A 1,232-nucleotide genomic window follows, 5' to 3' on the forward strand; every position below is an offset into this window, starting at 1 on the left:
ATGACCCAGTGACCCTTCAGGGCCTCAACGTGTATGGCGGCGAGCTGACGGTCTACGAAAAAAACCTCAGCGACGGCAGCGCACCGAGTACCTCGGCCCTTACTCAGAACGGCACTTTCACCGTCACCGCCCTCGATGGTGTCACCACCCTGACCGTCGGCGGCATCGCCGTGGTCACCGCTGGCGTGGCCGCCGGCTTCCCGCAATCGATCACCACGCCGCTGGGCAGCACGCTGACCATCACCGGCTTCAATGCCGTCACCGGTGTGGTGAGTTACAGCTACACCTTGGTCGACAACGAAGCGCATCCAACCGCCAACGGCGCCAACACCCTGCCTGAGCAGTTCGCCGTGACCGCCGTCGATGACAACGGCACCACTGCCACGGGCAACCTCGACGTGAACATCGTCGACGACCTGCCGAAGGGGGTGAACGACAGCAATGGCACTGCCTCGGAAACCCAGCTAACCCTCAACGGCAATGTGCTGAGCAACGACGTGCAAGGCGCTGACCGGGTAACCATTGGTGAAGGCACTGGCCCGATCACCCCCGGCACCTTCACCGGCACCTACGGCACTTTGGTACTGAATGCCAACGGCACCTACACCTACACCCTCAACACCAGCGATGCCGACTTCAAGGCGTTGCATGGCGGTGGCGACGGCACCGAAACCTTCAGCTACACCATCACCGACTCGGATGGCGACAGCAGTACGGCGAACCTGGTCCTGCAGATCCACAACAACGATGACCCGACCACGATTGGTGGTTTAAATATTGAGGGCGGCGAGTTGACCGTCTTCGAGAAAAACCTCGGCGACGGCAGTGCACCGGATGCCACTGCGCTGACCCAGAACGGCACTTTCACCGTCACCGCCCTCGATGGCGTGACCACCTTGACCGTCGGCGGCATCGCCGTGGTCACTGCCGGCGTGGCCGCTGGCTTCCCGCAATCGATCACCACCCCGCTGGGCAGCACCCTGACGATCACCGGCTTTAATGCAGTCACCGGTGTGGTGAGTTACAGCTACACCCTGGTGGACAACGAAGCGCATCCAACCGCCAGCGGCGCCAACACTCTGCCTGAGCAGTTCACCGTGACCGCGGTCGATGACAACGGCACCACCGCCACGGGCAACCTCGACGTGAACATCGTCGACGACCTGCCAAAAGGGGTGGACGACAGCAATGCCAATACCGCTTCGGAAACCCTGTTGACGTTGAACGGCAAC

Annotated in this window: 1 protein-coding gene; it reads left to right on the top strand. The window is 62.0% G+C overall.

Going from position 1 to position 1,232, the window contains the following annotated elements; translation table 11 throughout:
• Nucleotides 1-1,232 (top strand): VCBS domain-containing protein (locus B0D71_RS31095; RefSeq protein ID WP_205886085.1); only part of this gene is annotated, 1,232 nt, incomplete at both ends.

It is taken from the genome of Pseudomonas laurylsulfativorans (assembly GCF_002906155.1).
Classification (GTDB): Bacteria; Pseudomonadota; Gammaproteobacteria; order Pseudomonadales; family Pseudomonadaceae; genus Aquipseudomonas; species Aquipseudomonas laurylsulfativorans.